Origin of the sequence: Gordonia sp. BP-119 (assembly GCF_016924115.1) — a bacterium.
Classification (GTDB): domain Bacteria; phylum Actinomycetota; class Actinomycetes; order Mycobacteriales; family Mycobacteriaceae; genus Gordonia; species Gordonia hongkongensis.
The window spans coordinates 118,172-136,462 of sequence record NZ_JAFFZF010000008.1 but is presented as its reverse complement, the minus strand read 5'-3'; the positions used below and the strand labels follow the sequence as shown (position 1 = coordinate 136,462).

15 protein-coding genes are annotated in these 18,291 nt (G+C 68.4%); 7 read left to right on the top strand and 8 right to left on the bottom strand.

The window, feature by feature from the left end; translation table 11 throughout:
• Positions 1 to 22: 22 nt before the first annotated feature.
• From benA to JW364_RS07425, 4 genes are read left to right on the top strand one after another with little or no spacing between them, the layout of a single operon-like run.
• Positions 23 to 1,417 (top strand): benzoate 1,2-dioxygenase large subunit, encoded by a 1,395-nt coding sequence (gene benA, locus JW364_RS07440; protein ID WP_205333390.1) that lies wholly within the window; start codon positions 23 to 25, stop codon positions 1,415 to 1,417.
• Between the two features lie 36 nt (positions 1,418 to 1,453).
• Positions 1,454 to 2,011, top strand: a complete 558-nt coding sequence (benB, locus tag JW364_RS07435; RefSeq protein WP_065632574.1) for a benzoate 1,2-dioxygenase small subunit — start codon at positions 1,454 to 1,456, stop codon at positions 2,009 to 2,011.
• A gap of 9 nt (positions 2,012 to 2,020) precedes the next feature.
• Complete coding sequence (gene benC / locus JW364_RS07430; RefSeq protein WP_205333389.1) at positions 2,021 to 4,843, top strand: benzoate 1,2-dioxygenase electron transfer component BenC; 2,823 nt, start codon at positions 2,021 to 2,023, stop codon at positions 4,841 to 4,843.
• A 21-nt stretch (positions 4,844 to 4,864) separates the two neighbouring features.
• Positions 4,865 to 7,597: a LuxR family transcriptional regulator gene (locus tag JW364_RS07425; RefSeq protein ID WP_205333388.1), complete on the top strand. Its 2,733-nt coding sequence runs from the start codon at positions 4,865 to 4,867 to the stop codon at positions 7,595 to 7,597.
• 52 nt (positions 7,598 to 7,649) lie between these two features.
• Here the strand turns inward: JW364_RS07425 and JW364_RS07420 are convergent, their stop codons facing one another.
• From JW364_RS07420 to JW364_RS07405, 4 genes are read right to left on the bottom strand one after another with little or no spacing between them, the layout of a single operon-like run.
• A complete protein-coding gene (locus tag JW364_RS07420) occupies positions 7,650 to 8,309 on the bottom strand; it encodes a 3-oxoacid CoA-transferase subunit B (protein ID WP_078112734.1) in 660 nt (219 codons plus the stop codon).
• 10 nt (positions 8,310 to 8,319) lie between these two features.
• Positions 8,320 to 9,153, bottom strand: coding sequence for a CoA transferase subunit A (locus JW364_RS07415; protein WP_205333387.1), 834 nt, complete (start codon positions 9,151 to 9,153; stop codon positions 8,320 to 8,322).
• The gene (gene pcaD / locus JW364_RS07410) at positions 9,150 to 9,917 is read right to left on the bottom strand and encodes a 3-oxoadipate enol-lactonase (protein WP_205333386.1); all 768 of its coding nucleotides are present in this window, start codon (positions 9,915 to 9,917) and stop codon (positions 9,150 to 9,152) included. The genes JW364_RS07415 and pcaD overlap by 4 nt, the downstream gene beginning before the upstream one ends.
• Positions 9,914 to 11,152 carry an acetyl-CoA C-acetyltransferase gene (locus JW364_RS07405; RefSeq protein WP_205333385.1) on the bottom strand — a complete coding sequence of 413 codons (1,239 nt, stop codon included), beginning with the start codon at positions 11,150 to 11,152 and terminating at the stop codon, positions 9,914 to 9,916. The genes pcaD and JW364_RS07405 overlap by 4 nt, the downstream gene beginning before the upstream one ends.
• Positions 11,153 to 11,243: 91 nt before the next feature.
• On the opposite strand from JW364_RS07405, the gene JW364_RS07400 reads away from it, so the two are divergent.
• On the top strand, positions 11,244 to 12,131 hold the full coding sequence (locus JW364_RS07400; RefSeq protein WP_058249750.1) for a LysR substrate-binding domain-containing protein: 888 nt from the start codon (positions 11,244 to 11,246) through the stop codon (positions 12,129 to 12,131).
• Positions 12,132 to 12,220: 89 nt separating this feature from the next.
• On the opposite strand, the gene JW364_RS07395 is transcribed toward JW364_RS07400, so the two are convergent.
• Together JW364_RS07395 and JW364_RS07390 are read right to left on the bottom strand one after the other, a co-directional pair.
• The gene (locus tag JW364_RS07395; protein ID WP_058249749.1) at positions 12,221 to 12,997 is read right to left on the bottom strand and encodes an enoyl-CoA hydratase; all 777 of its coding nucleotides are present in this window, start codon (positions 12,995 to 12,997) and stop codon (positions 12,221 to 12,223) included.
• A gap of 70 nt (positions 12,998 to 13,067) precedes the next feature.
• On the bottom strand, positions 13,068 to 14,129 hold the full coding sequence (locus JW364_RS07390) for an enoyl-CoA hydratase/isomerase family protein (protein ID WP_205333384.1): 1,062 nt from the start codon (positions 14,127 to 14,129) through the stop codon (positions 13,068 to 13,070).
• Between the two features lie 88 nt (positions 14,130 to 14,217).
• Between JW364_RS07390 and JW364_RS07385 the strand changes: the two genes are divergently transcribed.
• Entirely contained in the window at positions 14,218 to 15,090 is an 873-nt protein-coding gene (locus JW364_RS07385; RefSeq protein WP_058249747.1) for a siderophore-interacting protein, read from the top strand.
• Here JW364_RS07385 and JW364_RS07380 read toward each other — a convergent pair.
• On the bottom strand, positions 15,087 to 15,956 hold the full coding sequence (locus JW364_RS07380; protein ID WP_307814759.1) for an SDR family oxidoreductase: 870 nt from the start codon (positions 15,954 to 15,956) through the stop codon (positions 15,087 to 15,089). The genes JW364_RS07385 and JW364_RS07380 overlap by 4 nt on opposite strands.
• The gene (locus JW364_RS07375) at positions 15,953 to 16,444 is read right to left on the bottom strand and encodes a MarR family winged helix-turn-helix transcriptional regulator (RefSeq protein ID WP_137809451.1); all 492 of its coding nucleotides are present in this window, start codon (positions 16,442 to 16,444) and stop codon (positions 15,953 to 15,955) included. Before JW364_RS07375 ends, JW364_RS07380 begins: the two co-directional genes overlap by 4 nt.
• Positions 16,445 to 16,538: 94 nt before the next feature.
• On the opposite strand from JW364_RS07375, the gene JW364_RS07370 reads away from it, so the two are divergent.
• Complete coding sequence (locus JW364_RS07370; RefSeq protein ID WP_205333383.1) at positions 16,539 to 18,020, top strand: MFS transporter; 1,482 nt, start codon at positions 16,539 to 16,541, stop codon at positions 18,018 to 18,020.
• Positions 18,021 to 18,291: the final 271 nt, after the last annotated feature.

Below are 18,291 nucleotides of genomic sequence, written 5' to 3'. Positions count from 1 at the left end.
CACTTCCTGGAGGTTTACGACCATGACCGCGTCCGTATCGGAACACTTGAATCATGTGAACTCGGTCCTCGACGACGCGGTCGTCGACGACCGAGACGCCGGTGTCTACCGCGCCAACCGGCGGATCTTCACCGATGAGGACATCTTCGAGTTGGAGATGAAGCACATCTTCGAGGGCAACTGGATCTATCTCGCACACGAGAGCCAGGTCCCCGAACCTGGCGACTACTTCACCACCTACATCGGCCGGCAGCCCGTCGTCATCACCCGCGACAAGAACGGCGAGTTGCACTGCCTGATCAACGCCTGTGCGCACCGCGGCGCGATGATCTGCCGGCGCAAGACCGACAACCGGATGACCCTGACCTGCCCGTTCCACGGTTGGACGTTCCGCAACGACGGGACCCTTCTGAAGGTCAAGGATCCCGATGGGGCCGGTTACCCCGACACCTTCGACGTCGACGGCTCGCACAACCTGACCAAGGTCGCCCGCTTCGACAGTTACCGCGGCTTCCTGTTCGGCAGCCTCAACGAGGACGTCGCCTCGCTAGGGGAGCATCTCGGCGACACCCGACTGATCATCGACATGCTCGTCGACCAGTCGCCGGACGGCCTCGAGGTGCTCCGCGGCGCGTCGACCTACACCTACGACGGCAACTGGAAGGTCCAGGCGGAGAACGGCGCCGACGGTTACCACGTCACCGCCACCCACTGGAATTACGCTGCCACCACATCGCGACGCGGCACCGGCGAGTCGACGAACGACACCAAGGCGCTCGACGCCGGCGGGTGGGGCAAGTCCGGGGGCGGTTACTGGTCGTACCCGAACGGCCACCTGTGCCTGTGGACCTGGGCCGCCAACCCTCAGGACCGGCCGCTGTGGGACAAGATGGACGAGCTCAAGGAGATCCACGGCGACGCCAAGGGCGAGTTCATGGTGAAGGGGTCGCGCAACCTGTGTTTGTACCCGAATGTCTATCTGATGGACCAGTTCTCGACGCAGATCCGCCACTTCCGTCCGATCGCGCCGGACAAGACCGAGGTGACGATCTACTGCATCGCGCCCAAGGGTGAGAGCGACTCCGCGCGGGCTCACCGCATCCGCCAGTACGAGGACTTCTTCAACGCGTCCGGGATGGCGACTCCCGACGACCTCGAGGAGTTCCGGTCGTGCCAGCTCACGTTCCGGGCGCAGGCCGCGCCGTGGAACGACATGAGCCGCGGTGCCGAGCACTGGCTCACCGGTCCCGATCCCGTCGCCGAATCGCTGGGCATGACCGGGGTCATCTCGGCCGGCGTCAAGAACGAGGACGAGGGGCTCTACCCGGTCCAGCACGGTTACTGGCTCGAGCGGATGCGCGCAGCTGCCGCGAAGGAAGAGGCGGCGGCCGAACAAGCAGCGGCCCCAGCCCAGTAGACCGCCGCCCAGCCCACCGCCCTGAAGGAGAGCACCATGACCACCGCTGAGACCAATTCCGCCGCTGTCGATCCCGCTGGGTCGGGCATATCCACCGGCGGAAAGCTCATCACCCAGAACATGATCGAGCAGTTCCTGTACCGCGAGGCCCGCTACCTCGACGACCGCGAATTCGAGAAGTGGCTCGACTGCTACGCCGACGACGTCGTGTACTGGATGCCGGCCTGGGACGACCGTGATCGTCTCACCGAGAACCCGCACCGCGAGATCTCGCTGATCTACTACGGCAACAAGGGCGGCCTCGAGGACCGGGTCTTCCGCATCCGCACCGAGCGGTCGTCGGCGACCTCACTGCCCGAACCCCGGACGAGCCACAACATCGGCAACGTCGAGGTCATCGAACGGCGCGGTGATCTCGTCGACGTCCGGTTCAACTGGCACACCATGTATTTCCGGTACAACACGGTCGACCCGTACTACGGGACCTCCTTCTACACGATCGACTTCTCCGGCGAGCAGCCGTTGATCCGGCGCAAGACAATAGTGCTGAAGAACGACTACATCCACCACGTGGTGGACATCTACCACTTCTAGGACCCGTCCATGACTGTCACCACCGACAACGGCGTCGGCGCCGACCTGCGAACCCCCGACGGCGAGGCCACCATCCATCAGGTGGCGCTGTCCTTCGAAGACGGTGTCACGCGGTTCATCTCGTGCCGCGAGGACCAGACCGTCGCCGACGCCTCCTACCGTCAGCGGATCAACATCCCGCTGGACTGCCGCGACGGGGCCTGTGGAACGTGTAAGTCGTTCTGCGAATCCGGCGATTTCGACGGCGGGGTGTACATCGAGGACGCGCTCTCCGACGATGAGTCCGCCGCGGGCTATGCGCTCCCCTGTTGCATGAAACCCAAGTCCGATCTCGTGCTGCAGATCCCGGCGACCTCCGATGTCGCCAAGACCCAGGCGTCCCGATTCACCGGCACCATCGTCGAACTCGATCGACTCTCGGACTCGACCATGCGTCTCGAGGTCCGGATCGAGAACCGCGGGGAGCTGGCGTTCCTGCCCGGACAGTACGTCAACATCGAGATCCCCGGCAGCGACGACGGCGAGGGCACCCCGGTGTCCCGGTCGTACTCGTTTGCCAACGGCCCGCACGAGGACCGTCTCGTCTTCCTCATCAAGCTGAGTCCCGGCGGCGCGATGTCGACCTACCTGACCGACCGCGCCGCCCGCGGCGAGGAGATCGCGTTCACCGGTCCGCACGGATCGTTCTTCCTGCGCGAGGCCACCCGCCCCGTGCTGCTGCTGGCCGGCGGCACCGGCCTTGCGCCGATCCTGTCGATGTTGCGGAAGCTGCACGCCGACAACAGCCGTCGAAAAGTCCACCTCATCTACGGGGTGTCCACCGACACCGATCTGGTCGCCCTCGACGAGGTCGAGTTCTTCGCCGAGAAGCTGCCCGGTCTGACGTGGGACCACTGTGTCTCGGACCCGGCCAGTTCCGCGGTCAACAAGGGCTACGTGATGAGCCTGATCGAGCCGGCCCACCTCTACGACGGGGATGTCGCGATCTACCTGTGCGGTCCGCCGCCGATGGTGGAGTCGGTCCGCAAGCACGTCGCCCAGGCCGGCATCGCGCCGACGGGCTTCTACTACGAGAAGTTCGCGCTCGCGGCGCGTCCGGAGGCCGGTGCCGACGACGGCACAGTCGACGAGACCGAGGTGCTCACCGACGAAACCGCCCGGGTGACTACCGCGGCGTCCGACTCGTCCGCGCCGGACGCCGACGACCCGATCATCGTGGCCGCGAACGCCCGGTCTATCGCCGGACAGCAGACTCTCCCGGCCGCAGACATGGCGGCCTGGTCGGGTGCACGTCCGTCGGTCGCCGGCGACGATTCACTGGTCCGGATCGCTGGACAGGTCGTGTGGCACAGCGAATCCGATGACCGCGGACTGGACTCCGATGCGGGGTTGCTGCGACCGACGGCGTCGCATCCGGCGGGTCCGGCACGGTCGATCGCCGGTCAGGAGGTGTTCGCGTCGTCGAGCCTGGAACCGCTGCACGCAGCGGTGCCCGAGGTGCCGACCGAAACGCCCACCGTCGGGGACACCGTCGCGGGACCGGCAGTCGTCGGTTCGCAGGGCTACCAGATCGGCGAGGAGCATCCGGCGATCCACGAGTCGGATGCCCTGTTCGAGGCCCGGGCCGCACTGGAACTGGGCGCACTCGAGCTGACGTTCGGGCGCTTGTCCACGCAACAGCTGGCCGGTTACCGTCTGCTCGCCGACGCCACGGTGCCGTACGTGGACGGTGATCGCTTCGTCGATGCCGCGGAGTACACCGAGACCAACGCCGCGTTCCACGACTACCTCTTCGCCCAGACCGGTAACGATCACCTGCTCGAGGCCTACAAGGCGCTCGGCGTCAAGGGCCGCATGAGTGAGGTGCTACGGAACGCGACCTGGTGTCACCCGTTGTGCGCCCAGGACCACATCGATATCGTCTCGGCGTTCGAGGCCGGGGACCACGACGCGGCACGGGCACTGATCGCCGCGCATGCCGACCGGTCGAAGCAGACCATGCGCCGAGCGATGGCCGACGAATCGGTCTCGCGTCGACCGCGTTTCGTCACCCCGGGCCGGTTCGCCGGCAAGGTCGTCGTCATCACCGGTGCCGCACAGGGGATCGGCGAGCAGACCGCCCGGCGAATCAGCGCCGAGGGCGGCAGGGTCGTCCTCGCCGACCGGTCGAAACTGGTCGCCGAGGTGTCCCGCGATCTCGACGCGAACGGTCCCGGCGCGGCAGCCGCCATCGCCGACCTGGAGGGTTTCGGCGGCGCCGAGTCGGTGATCCGGCAGGCGTTGTCCACGTACGGTCGGGTGGATGTGCTGATCAACAACGTGGGCGGCGCCATCAACTTCAAACCGTTCGTCGAGTTCACCGAGGAGCAGATTCGGGCCGAGATCGACCGGTCGCTGATGACGACGCTGTACGCGTGCCGGGCGGTCCTGCCGTCGATGACACGCGCCGGGGGCGGGGTGATCGTCAACGTCTCCTCGGCGGCGACGCGAGGCATTCACCGGATCCCGTACTCGGCGGCGAAGGGGGCGGTGAACGCGTTGACCGCGTCACTGGCGATGGAGTACGCCGACGACGGCATCCGAGTGGTCGCCACGGCGCCGGGAGGCACCGAGGCACCGCCGCGTCGGATCTCACGCGGTACACCGGAGCCGCGCAACGAGATCGAGTCACAGTGGTATCAGGCCCACATCGACCAGACGATCGCGTCGTCGTCGATGCACCGGTACGGCACGCTCGACGAGCAGGCGGCCGCCATCTGCTTTCTCGCTTCCGACGAGGCGTCGTACATCACCGGGACCGTGCTGCCCGTCGCCGGCGGCGATCAGGGTTGAGCTGCTGACTAGTATGGACCGATGATGGTCACCGGCGGGTGCGTCGGCCGCGACCGCGAGATCGAATTGCTCTTCTCGCGGCTCGACGCCGTGTCGGAGTCGGGTTTTCTGGCCGTCACGGGAGATCCCGGAATCGGCAAGTCGACGCTGCTGAGGCACCTGGTCCGGCGGCGGCTGTCCGCTCCGACAACCGGTTCCACGTTGTGGGCCGCGGTCTCACCGTGGCGAGCGCACACGCCCGGCGCACTCATCCGGCAGCTGGTACAGGACCGGCCCGACGCCACACCCGCGACCGCTGCCGACCCGACCCCGGACGACCTGCTCGACGCACTACTCGCAGCGGTCACCACTCCTGCAGAGTCATCGACCGAGGTGCCCGGCGACACCGCCGGACTCATAGCCGTCGACGACGCCGACCTCGCCGACGAGGAGTCACTGCAGGCGTTGGTCTCACTCACCCGAGAACACCGGGATCGCCGAATCCTGGTCGTCCTCACCATGTCTCGGCCGGGCGCCCGGCTCGTCGGCAACGCACTCGACGAGCTACGACTCGACGGCCTGGACCCAACGGGTACTGCCGACCTCGCCGCGCAGCGCGGCATCGTGCTGCACCCGGCGATGCGGGAGGAACTGGCCCGGCACACCGGCGGGAATCCCCGCGACATCGTGGCCCTGCTCGACGAGGTCCCGCCAGGTACCTGGTCCCGCACCGGCGTGGGACTGCCTGCGCCGGCCCATGTCGTCGCGATGGTGCGGAAGCGATTGCCGGACAACGGCACCTCGGCTCGCGCGCTCATCGAAGCGCTCGCGATCCTCGACCCGGCCGAGCCCCTCGCCACCGCGATTGCGCTCGCCGGGATTAGCGACCCCCTGGCCGCGATCGACGACGCGCGCGCAACCGGTCTGGTGACGGACGACAGGGCATTGACACCCGCGGAGGCGCAACCGCGTCTCGCGGGTCCCCTGGTGCGGGCCGCCGTCCTCGAGGTCCTCGGCATGAAGACCGTGGGCGACGCCCACCGTCGGGCTGCGGACCTCGTCGACGACCCTGCCCGACAGCTCCATCACCGCGTCGCGGCCACCTCGACGGTCGACGCCGCCCTCGCCGACGCCCTCACCGACCTGGCACGCGCCCGCGGCGCCGACGGTGCGTGGGCCGAGGCCGCCGGGCTGTACGGGCAGGCGGGCCGGCTCACCCCCGATCCGTTGCAGCGCGACACACGGGTGACGCTCGCGGTCGATTCGCTCCTCGCCGCGGGCGACTGCACCGGTGCCGGCGCCCTCGTACCGACCGTGGAGAGCCTGCGCGAGACACCACTGCGCAATGCGACCCTGGCGTACCTCGCCATCCTGCGGGGCCGGTCGGCGGAGGCACAGCTGCGTCTCGACCGGGCGTGGGCGATCGTCAACGTCGAGCGCGAGCCCGATGTCGCCGCCCTGATCGCGCAACGTTTCGTCCTGCACAACCTGGTCCGATGCCAGGGCACCGAGTTGGTGGACTGGGCCGATCGCGCGGACGCGATGGCCGACGCCGGATCGGCCGCCCGAGTGGAGGCCGCCGTCATCCGTGGACTCGGACTGGCCTGGTCGGGACACCCGGATGCCGCACGCGCCGAGTACCAGACGGTGTCGGAACGGGTTCGATACGGCGCGCAGGCGCAGCGTGCGATCATGGGTCGCGGTTGGCTCGAACTCGGCCTCGACGAGATCGACGCTGCGCGTACCGATCTCGAAACCGCCGTGTCGATGGCGCAGCTCGGTGGCTCCACCCGGATCACGTTGTGGGCGCTGGCCTGGCTCGCCCGGGTCCAGTTCCTCACCGGCGACTGGGACGATGCGCTGCGCGGCGTCGAGGCCGGCCGCGCGCTCGCCCGCAACAGCGGCATCGCGCTCACCACGCCCCTGCTCAACTGGACTGCGAGCCAGATTTATTCGCTGCGCGGGAACTGGGAGGACGCGCATGGAAGTATCGCACAGAGCAGCACCTCCATCGGCGACTACGAGATCATGCGGATACCGGACCTGCTGGCCCGGGCCCAACTGGCGGAGGCCGCAGCCGACTACGGCAAGGTCCGGCGGATACTGACGCCGCTCGTCGCGATGGCCGAGTCCGTCCCGGCCCTGTCCGAGCCGGGCCTGTGGCCGTGGGTCGACGTCCTCGCCAACGCACTGGTCCTCGAGGGACGGCACGAGGCCGCCGACGATCTGCTGCGACGCTACGAGATCCGGTCCGCCGAGCGGGGCCACCGGTCGTCGGCAGCCCGGATGAAGTACGCGCGCGGCCGCCACCTCGGCGCAACCGGTGACATCCACGGAGCACGGCGCACCTTCGAGGAGGGCATCGAACTCCTCGACGGTCTCGGCCTGCGCTACGACCAGGCGCGGGTGAACTTCGCCTACGGCCAGACGTTGCGACGTGCGGGCAAGCGCCGGGTCGCCGACGCCGTCATCGGGACTGCCCGCGACCTGTATCTGTCACTCGGCGCGACCACCTACGTCGAACGCTGTGAACGCGAACTGAAGGCGGGCGGTCTCGCGACGTCGCGTGGTGAGAACCACACCGCCACAAAGGGTGCCGCCGAACTCACGCCGCAGGAGGAGGCAGTGACCGCCCTTGTCGCGCGCGGCCTGTCGAACCGGGAGGTGGCGGCCGAGCTCTACATCTCACCGAAGACGGTGCAGTACCACCTGACCCGGATCTACGCGAAGCTCGGTGTGCGGTCCCGCGCCGAACTCGCAGCCACCCGCCGGTGACGTCGACCGTGCGTCAGACTCCGTCGACCGTGCGTGTGTACCTGCAGGCGATCTATGCTCCGGCCGTCGCGTAGGCGGCGGTGCGGTCGGTGACCGGCGCACCGGTCCGGTCCTCGACCATCCCCAGGTCCACGCCCGGGGCGAACTCGACGACGTCGAATCCCGTTCCGGCGATGTCGAACACACCGAGGTCGGTGATCACGCGACTCACCACGCCGCGGCCGGTCAGCGGGAGCGCGCAGCCCTCGAGCAGCTTGGGCTCACCCTTCTTGGTGACGTGATCCATGAGCACGATGACCCGGCCGGCGCCGTTGACGAGGTCCATGGCGCCACCGATGCCCTTGACGAGGGCACCCGGCACCATCCAGTTGGCCAGGTCGCCGTTCATCGCGACTTGCATGCCGCCGAGGACCGCGACGTCGACGTGGCCTCCGCGGATCATCGCGAAGCTCGTGGCCGAATCGAAGTACGACGCCCCGGGCAGGACCGACACGGTCTGCTTGCCGGCGTTGATGAGGTCGGGGTCGACCTCGTCGTCGTAGGGAAACGGTCCGACGCCGAGGATGCCGTTCTCGGCGTGCAGGTGGACGCCGGAGTTGTCCGGCATGAGGTCGGGAATCATGGTGGGCAGACCGATTCCCAGGTTGACGTAGTCACCGGGGGTGAGTTCGCGCGCGGCGCGGGCGGCCATCTCGGTACGGGTCCAGGTCATGTCGACACTCCTAGGCTGACGGCGATGCGGTGGGACGTTCACGGACGGTGCGCTTCTCGATCCCCTTGCGCGCGACCTGCTCCGGGGCGAGTTCGACGATCCGCTGCACGAAGATGCCGGGCAGGTGGATCTCGTCGGGTCCGAGCTCGCCGACCTCGACCACCTTCTCCGCCTCGACGATGGTGATGCGCCCGGCCATCGCCGCCGGTGGGTTGAAATTACGTGCGGCGGCGTGGAATCGGCAGTTGCCGTCCGTGTCGACGACCGCGGCCCGGATGAGTGCGTAGTCGGTGACGATCGACTCCTCGAGGACCATGTCCCGACCGTGGAAGGTCCGCACCTCCTTGGGCGGCGACGCCTCCGCGATGGTGCCGTCGGAATGGTAGCGCCAGGGCAGCCCGCCCTCGGCGACGAGCGTACCGACGCCGGTGGGGGTGAAGAACGCCCCGATCCCGCTTCCGCCGGCGCGCATGCGTTCGGCGAGGGTGCCCTGAGGCGTGAGTTCGACGGTGACCTCGCCGGACAAAAACTGTCGCCCGAACTCCTTGTTCTCGCCGATGTAGGACGCGACCACCCGGTCGATACGGCGGGCCTCCAGCAGCAGCCCCAGGCCGGCGCCGTCGGCCCCGCAGTTGTTGGAGACGATGGTCAGGTTCGCCGCGCCCTGCTCGAGGAGCGCGTCGATCAGGAAGCCCGGAATCCCGGCCAGCCCGAAGCCGCCGACCGCGATGCTCGCACCGTCGGGGATGTCGGCAACCGCATCGGCGGCCGACGCCGAGAGTTTGATCGGGCCGCCGGGCCGGTCGACGACCGTCTCCGTGGCGGCACTGTCGCGAGTGCTCATTGCTGCTCCAGATGTTCGATGAGTGCGGGAGTGATGGTGTCGGCTTGTTGCGCGTTGGCCAGGTGGGCCGAGTCCGGGACCACCAGCAGGCGGCCGTTCGGCACGGCATCGACGATGTCGCGCAACAGATCCGGCGGGGTGGCCGGGTCGCCGGCACCGGCGATCGCCAGTGTGGGCGCGATGATCGACGACAGGTCGGATCGCTGATCCATGGCGGCGATCGCCTCGCAGCAGGCCGCGTATCCCTCGGCGGGAGTGGCGGCGACCATGGCCTCGAACTGTTGTCGGGCTTCGGTGTTCGCGGCGAGGTAGCCAGGAGTGAACCACCGCTGGACCACGGCCGCGGCGACCGCCGAGGTGCCGTCGGCGCGCACGAGTGCGGCACGGTCCGTCCAGCCCTGCGCCGGTGGCAGATACGCCGCCGTGCACAGCAGGGCCAGCCGATCCACTCGTTCGGGATTGCGTGCGGCGACGCGCATCATGGTCATCCCGCCGAGCGACAGCCCGACGAGGTGTGCTCGTTCGATGTCGAAGCGGTCCAGCAGCGCGATGACGTCGTCGGCCAGCTCGTCGATCGAGTACGGCCCCGGCGGCACCGGCGAATCGCCGTGCCCCCGGGTGTCATAGCGCACCACGCGGAATCGCTCTTCGAGCGCGGCGACCTGCGAATCCCACATCCGATGCGTCGAACCCAGCGAGTTGGACAGTACGACCGCCGGTCCGTCGGGACGTCCGGTGACGACGGCGTGGACCTGCGCGCTCATCGGGTCGCCTCGAAGATCGCGGCGAGTCCCTGTCCGCCGCCGATGCACATCGTCTCCAGGACGAATCGCGCGTCGCGCCGGCGCGCCTCGTAGGCCGCGGTGGCGAGGATGCGGGCGCCGGTGGCTCCGATGGGATGACCCAGCGAGATCCCGGACCCGTTGGGGTTCAGTCGTTCATCGGTCGGGTCGACCTTCCACTCCGCCAGGCAGGCGAGCACCTGAGCGGCGAAGGCCTCGTTGAGTTCGATGAGGTCGATCTCGTTCAGAGTGAGCCCTGCGCGGTCCAGTGCGGCGGCGGTGGCACCGACAGGGCCGATTCCCATCACCTCGGGCTCGCAACCGGTGACGGCCCACGAACGCAGGGCGAGAAGGGGTTCGAGTCCGCGCCGCTCCGCCTCGGCGCGCGTGGTGACCACGGCCATGGCCGCACCGTCGTTCTGGCCCGAGGCGTTTCCGGCCGTGACCGTCGACTCGGCGTCGATCTTGAACCTGATGGGACGCAGCGCTGCAAGCGATTCCGCAGTCGCGTCCGCTCGCGGGTGCTCATCGCGGTCGACGACGGTGTCCGTACGGCCGCGTCGGCCCGGGATGGTGACGGGCACCAGCTCGCTGGTGAAGCGGCCGCTGTCGTGCGCCGCGATCGCCCGTTCGTGGGATCGGGCCGCGAACTCGTCCTGCTCGGTCCGCGAGATGCCGTACCGCGCACGAAGATTCTCGGCGGTCTCGATCATCCCGCCCGGAACCGGGTGTGACTCGCCGCCCGCGGTCAGACGCCCGCGGTCGAGGCGATCGCGGAGTTCCACGCCGCCCTGCTTGACCCCCGACCGCAGACCCAGCGCGTAATGCTCGACGGTCGACATCGACTCGGCGCCACCGGCGACGACGAGGCGCGCACCGCCCGTCGCGACCATCGACGCCCCGGTCAGGATCGCCTGTAACCCGGAACCGCAGCGACGGTCGATCTGCATCCCCGGTACGCCGACTCCGAGACCGGCGTCCAGAGCCGCGATGCGACCGAGCGCCGGCGACTCACCGTTGGCATAGCCCTGCCCGAGGATCACGTCGTCGACATCACCCTCCCCGAGTCCGGTGCGTCGGACGAGGTCGCGAAGGAGGTCGGTGGCCAGTCGGGTGACGGGCACGGTCGACAGCGCCCCGCCCATGCGCGCGACCGGGGTACGCAGTGGCGAACAGACAACGATGTCGGTACCCGCGTCCGTGGTGAGAGAAGCCATGAGTCCACCCTAGGAAGCAACAGCGATATGCAGAAGTATCCATATCCCGGCATTTGATATGGAGCAGATATCAACGCTCTAGACTGACTCCATGGAACTGCGACACCTGCGCTACTTCCGCGCCGTCGCCGAGGAGCTGCACTTCGGCCGGGCCGCCGAGCGGCTCCACATGGCCCAGCCACCGCTGTCTCAGCAGATCCGCCAGCTGGAGGACGAGCTCGGTGTCGCACTGCTGGTCCGGTCGACGCGTCGTGTCGAGCTGACCCCGGCAGGTGCGGATTACCTGCAGCGCGCCGTCGCGATCCTGGACTCGGTCGACGCCGCTGCACGACAGGCGCAACGGATCGCCGACGGGCGGCAGGGCAACCTCGCGATCGGGTGCGTGGGTTCGGCCACCTACTCGCTGTTGCCCGCGCTCGTGCGCGCACTGAGCGACGAACTGCCCGATGTGGACGTCCACGTTCGCGGCGAGATGCTGGCACCGGCCCAGATCGCCGCGCTCGAGTCCGGGGACATCGACCTTGCCTTACTGCGCATGCCCATCAACACCACCGGACTGCGGGTCGAGTCGATCCGCAGCGACCGCCTCATCGTGGCACTGCCCCACGATCACCCGCTCGCCCACGGCGCATCGGATACGCCCGTCGACCTCGCGCTGTTGGGCGGCGACGACTTCATCGTGCACGCGGGCAGCGGGAAGTCGGTCATGCACGGGGTCCTGTCGGCGGCCGCCGGACGCGCGGGATTCGTCCCGCGCATCCGGCACGAGGTCGAGGAGACGTCGACGCTGGTGACACTCGTCGCCGCGGGGGTGGGGGTCGCCCTGGTCCCTGAACCCACCTCAGCGCTCGGTATACCCGGCGTCGTCTACCGCCCGCTCGACACCGACGACGAGGTCGAACTGGCCGTCGCGTTCCCCGACGGGCGCCAGTCCCCGCTCGTCGACCGGGTCCTGGCCGTGTTGCGCACCCTCTCCTGAACGCCGCAAACCCACCCCTTTTCGGTATATCCACCCACCACACAGGGGGTGGGAATGCCGAAAAACGGTGGGTTTGCGAATGTCTCGGATCAGCGGTGGGTGAAGTTCGGGTCCCGCTTCTCGACGAAGGCGGCCATGCCCTCGGTCTGGTCGTCGGTCGCGAACGTGGAGTAGAACAGCGCGCGCTCGGCGCGGACACCCTCGACGAGGCTCGACTCGAACGCGCGATTGACCGCGTCCTTGGCGGCGGCGGACGCGATCAGCGACTTCGAGGCGATGACCTCGGCGACCTCGATGGCGGCGGCGCGGCAGTCCTCCTTGGGAACGACGCGCGAGACGAGGCCGAGGCGTTCGGCCTCGTCGACCTTCATCTGGCGGCCGGTCAGCACCATGTCCATCGCCTTGGCCTTGCCCACGGCGCGGGTGAGACGCTGCGAGCCGCCGATCCCGGGGATGACGCCGAGGTTGATCTCGGGCTGACCGAAGACGGCGTTGTCGCCGGCGATGATGGTGTCGCACAGCATCGCGAGCTCGCAGCCGCCGCCGAGGGCGTAGCCGGTGACGGCGGCGATGATCGGCGTGCGCGCCCGCGACAGCTCATCCCAGGCACCGAAGAACTGCTCGTTGACCACGTCCGCGTAGGACTTCGACGACATCTCCTTGATGTCGGCACCCGCGGCAAACGCCTTTTCCGAGCCGGTGATCACGATGGCGCCGATCCCCTGGTCGACGTCGAACTCCCGGACGGCACCGACCACTTCGTTCATCAGCTCGGTGTTGAGGGCGTTCAGTGCCTTGGGGCGGTTGAGGGTGATGATGCCCACCCGGCCGCTGGTCTCGACGATGATGGTCTGGTGTTCGGTCACGGTCAGTCCTCTTTCGGTTCGGTGACGGGCGGGATGTTACGGGCTGACTCCCACCCGGGGAAGGTCTCGGTCAGACGGTCGGGAACGTGAGGTCGTCGGGCAGTGGCGCGAAGAAGGCGTCGACGGCGTCCTCGGAGAACGTGGCCCACTTCGGATCGCGGTCCTTGTCGATGACCTGGGCGCGGATGCCCTCGGCCATGTCGGGATGCAGCAGGCAACGCACCGACACGCGATACTCGCGCACCAGGGTGTCCTCCAGGGTCGCGTCGCCGGCTGCCTCGCGCAGCGAACGCAGGGTGACGGCCAGTGCGGTCGGGCTCTTCGCGGCGATGGCGTCGGCGGTCTTGTCGGCGAAGGGCGTACCGACCGCGCGGCATCGTTCGATGATCTCCGAGACCGAATCGGCCGCAAACGCTTCCGCGATCCATCCGCGATGTTCGGCGAGTTCGGAAGCCGGCGCGTCGACGGCGTGCGCGGACAGTGCCGCCTCGATTCCCGACTCGCCGATCACGGCGAGGAACGCCGGCAGCGACTCCGACGGGACGAAGTGATCGGCCAGGCCCATCGCGATGGCGTCGGCGCCGCGCAGGTGACCGGCGGTGAGGCCGGCGTAGGTTCCGAGCCCGTCCGGAACGCGCGAAAGCAGATGCGTACCACCGACATCGGGCACGAAGCCGATACCCACCTCGGGCATCGCGAGTTTCGTACGGTCGGTGACGATGCGGATGTCGCCGTGCGCGGAGACCCCGACACCGCCGCCCATCACGATGCCGTCCATGATCGCGACATACGGCTTGGGATAGCCCGAGATCAGCGCGTTCAGCCGGTATTCGTCGTACCAGAACCTCGCCGACGGCGACTGCTCGGCGTCACGATCGGTCGACTCGGGATTACCGCTCAACGCGGACGCGTCGCGATGGATGGCGACGATGTCGCCGCCGGCACAGAGCCCCCGCTCACCGGCGCCGGAGAGAACGACGGCCTCGACCGCGTCATCGGCGGCCCAGGCCGCGAGGTGCTCGGCCATCAAGCCGACCATTTCGTGATCGATCGCGTTGATGGACTTCGGACGGTTCAGGATCAGCGACCGCGCCGACCCGTTCTCCTCCGTCAAGACCGATGGTTCCGACACGGGCGAACTCCTCTCCACACCGACAGTTCTCCGATGGTTGCATATCCTAGTAACCGGGGTCCAGCCCGACTCAGGTTAGGGTTACCTCATGGGCTATTCCAGAGCACGCGTTGCCGACGTCGCCGACCTGACGCCCAATCTGCGTCGCATCGTCTTCGACGTGAACGATCTGCCAGGACTCGGCTTGCCCGGCGGAGCCGACGAAGCCGTGGGCATCTACTTCCCACACGACCCCGAGCGTGTCACACCGGACATGGAATGTCGCGACGGCACGTGGGCCTATTACGACACCGACCCGGCGCCCGACGGCCGGAACTACTCGATCCGGTCGGTCGACCACTCCGCCGGCACCATGGTCGTCGACTTCGTCATCCATGCCGCCGGCCCCGCGACACTGTGGGCCCAGCGCGCAGAAGCCGGGCACGACGTGGTGATGACACACGCGCGGTGCTGGTACGCACCACCCGCCGGCGTCGAACGCCTGATCCTCGCCGCCGATCTGGCCGGACTCCCCGCCCTGGCCCGAATCCTCGACGAACTGCCGTCGACCGACGGTGTCACCGCCGTGGTCGAGGTGCCTGCTCCGACCGAACTGGCCTATCTGCCCGAGCGCGACGTCGAGCTGATCACGCTCGTCGGCGGCAACTCCCGCACGCCGAGCCGTCTCGCGGACACGGTCTGCGGACTCACCCTGCCGACCTCGGGCGCGTACTGCTGGTTCGCCGGCGAGGCGGCGGAGTCGCGTGCGATCCGCAAGCACCTGCGCGGCAATCTTCGCTGGGACCGCCGGTCCTACGACGTCATCGGCTACTGGCGCGTCGACGCCGAGCGATGGACGCAGGCCTATGTGGAGCGGGGCGCGGAACTGTTCGCCGTCTACCGCCAGGCGCTCGACGACGGCAAGAGCGAGAAGCAGGCGTCGGAAGAGTTCGACGAGGCGCTCGAACGGGCCGGCCTCTAGTACTCGGCGACCATACCCTTGTCGGGGGCACGAAACATCGTCCACAGGAACCGGGGTATGACCCGCTTTGGCAGCGGCGACGGCCAGTCCCGTCCGCGCATCAAGGCGTCGGTTCCACCGTCGACGGTGACGACCGCGCCGGCCATGAAGTCCGCCGCCGGCGACAGCATCAGCATGACCCAGGCGGCGAGCTGGTCGGGAGTTCCGTACTCGCGCACCGGAACCGGAAACGACTTCACGTGCCCGGCCTGCGGACCGTCGAGTTGCGACTGCAACAGCGGCGTCATGACCGGCCCGGGAGCGAGGACGTTGACCCGGATGCCCTCACCGGCCCATTCGGTCGCCGTCCCGTGCAGGCGGCACCACTGCGTGACCGCGATCTTCGACGACGCGTACGCCACCGTGCCCGTGACGCCGCGCCGGCGTCGGATCACCCGGACGGCCCCCTCGGGGTCGCCAGCCAGCAGGCGTCGGATGGCGGATTTCGGGACCAGCGGCGTGACCGTCGTCGAATTCGAACCGAAGACAACCACTTTCGCCTTCGCCGCGGCGGCCAGGGCGGGCCGCCAAGCGGCCAGCAGCTCGGTCACCCCGAACACGTTGACCTCGACGATCATCCGCTCCCGTCCGGCCGCGGGGCCCATGCCCGCGGCCAGCACGGCCCCGTCGAGTTGCCCGCCGGATCGGGCGAGGACCTCGTCGGCCGCGCGGCGTCGGCCCTCGGGTGTCGACAGATCGGCGACGACGTCGGCATCGCGCTGATCGACCCCGATCACGGCGTGACCGTCCGCGCGCAAGGCGGCGGCCACCGACGCACCCATCCCCGACGCCGAGCCCGTCACGGCGTAGATGCCGGCCGAGGTCACGCCAATCCCCTTTTCCCGCGGTCGGATTCATCGGCCGCACCGTGCCGGTGCTGGGTCCGCTCGTAGGCGTCGTTGAAGGCACGCAGCTCGTGGAGCAGGGCCTGCGGCGAGCCCGGGGCCAGATCGGCGAAGACCTGCTCGAGCCGTTCGGCACGCAGCAGACCGTCGCGCCGGAACGCCTCTCGCCCGGCCTCGGTCGGGCGGATCAACTTCGACAACGAGTCCTCGACCTCGAACCGCTCGACGTAGCCGTGTTTGATGGCGGCGTTGACCTGCCGGTTGACCGTCGACTGCTCGAGCTGGAGGTCGGCGGTCAGCTCCCGCAACGTCCGCGGCCGACCGTCGGAGAGAATCCAGAGGATCGCGAAGGCCGAGCGTTCCAGGCCGACCGCGGGGTGCACCAGGCTGCGACGCCGTGACATCCGCAGCAACTCCTGCGCCAGGTCACGATGCACCGGCGACTGCCAGGGCGCATGATCCTCCGACATCTCTCCTCCATCTGTCGACGTGGACAATCTACTGTCCGATTTGCATGTGTACATTACATATGTATGCTGCATACCTAGAAAGGAGGTCTCCCCCATGAGCCAAGTACGAGGTTCCGCGCCCGAGCTGACCGACGACGCGTCCGACGCCGTCGAGAAGGCACCCGCCGGCGCGATCGGCAGCGTCGTGGTGCTGTGTTTCGGCGGCCTGGTCGCCTCGCTGATGCAGACGCTGATCATCCCGATCCAGCCCGACCTGCCCCGTCTTCTCGGGACATCGATCGGCAACGCATCGTGGATCATCACCGCGACCCTGCTCGCCGCCGCCGTGGCCATGCCGATCGCCGGACGCCTCGGCGACATGTTCGGCAAGCAGCGTGTCCTCTTGGTGAGCGCGGTGCTGCTCACCGTCGGTTCGCTGATCTGCGCGCTGGGCGATTCGCTCATCCCGCTGATCATCGGACGCGGCGTGCAGGGCCTGGCCATGGGATTCATCCCCGTCGGTATGAGCCTCATCCGAGAGATCACTCCGCCCCGGATCACCTCGATGGCCGTCGCCGCAATGAGTGCCACGCTCGGCGTCGGCGGTGCGATCGGCCTACCGCTGGCGGCCTGGATCGTGCAGACCTGGGATTGGCACGCCCTGTTCTACGTGGCAGCCGGTCTCGGCGTCCTCGTCACGGTCGCGGTCCTCGTCCTGGTCCCGCGCGTGAACGACGCCGCGGGCGGCCGCATCGACGTCCCCGGCGCGATCGGGTTGGCCGTGGGACTGTCCGCCTTCCTCATCGCCGTCTCGAAGGCGAACGACTGGGGTTGGACGTCCGGCGCCACACTCGGACTCGGTATCGGCGGAATCCTGGTGTTGATCGGATGGGGATTCTTCGAACTGCGACAGCGTGAGCCGCTCGTCGACCTGCGCACCACCGCACGGCCCGCCGTCCTGCTGACCAACATCGCCGCCGCGGCAATCGGATTCGGCATGATGGCCCAGTCCATCGTGCTGCCGATGCTGCTGCGCCTACCGGAGGCCACCGGATACGGTCTGGGACAATCGCTTCTGGCCGCGGGTCTGTGGATGGCGCCCGGCGGACTGATGATGATGATCTTCGCGCCCATCTCGGGCATCCTCATCAACCGGATCGGCGCCAAGATCACCCTGGCGATCGGCGCGGCCATCCTGGGCTGCGGCTACCTGCTCGCCTTCTTCCTCATGGACGCGGCCTGGAAGCTGATGCTGGCCTCGATCGTGTGTGCCATCGGTGTGGGTGTCGGTTACGCGGCGATGCCGACCCTGATCATGGGATCGGTGCCGGCCACCGAGGCCGGTGCCGCCGTGGGACTCAACGGACTCATGCGTTCGCTGGGCACCACCGTCGCCTCCGCCGTGATGGCACTGATCCTGGCCAGCGCCACGATCTCGCTCGGCGGCACCGAGGTGCCCGACCAGTCGACGTTCACCTGGTGCTTCCTCGTCGCCGCGGCCGCCGCCTTCGTCGGGATGGCGATCACACTCACCATCCCCTCGCGTCGCGGACCGTCGAACGTGCCGGAGGAGCAACCGCTTCCGGCTCGGGGCTGACAGGGGTACCGCTTCGTTAGAGGGCGCGTGCCCACTGCTCATCGAGGTGCGAGCGGAGCGAGCCACCAACTGCTCCCTGAGGAGGCCGTAGCTTGCGGAGGCCGTCACGAAGGGTCCTGGTGAGATCCATCGCCAAGCCCTTCGTGGCTCGTCGCTTGCGCTCCTCGCACCTCAGGGAGCAATGGCTATGTCGTTTTTTCGGATTAGGGAGCAGGGGGTGGCGCTCCCCAGGGAGCAGGGGGTCGCGCTCGCCGGGGAGCAGAGGGCGCCG